Below are 240 nucleotides of genomic sequence, written 5' to 3'. Positions count from 1 at the left end.
AAATCAACCTTAATGAAAGTATTGTCGGGAATTCATGAACCGACCAAAGGCTCCATTATTATTAATGAAAAGAATTACGACAAATTGGATCATAAACTGGCAGCAAGACTGGGCATCGGCATTATATATCAGGAACTCAGCGTTATTGATGAATTAACCGTGCTGGAAAATCTATATATAGGCCGTCACCTGACTAAAAAGGTTTGTGGCATCAGGATTATTGACTGGAAAGAGATGCGC

1 protein-coding gene is annotated in these 240 nt (G+C 38.8%); it reads left to right on the top strand.

Annotated features, from left to right (window positions below):
* On the top strand, nt 1-240 hold a 240-nt coding region (locus tag RTW80_RS30605), incomplete at both ends, for an ATP-binding cassette domain-containing protein (RefSeq protein ID WP_312722008.1).

The organism is Escherichia sp. AM3 (assembly GCF_032029835.1).
GTDB lineage: Bacteria > Pseudomonadota > Gammaproteobacteria > Enterobacterales > Enterobacteriaceae > Escherichia > Escherichia coli.
The sequence above is the reverse complement of the archived record's forward strand: the minus strand, read 5'-3'. Positions and strand labels throughout refer to the sequence as shown.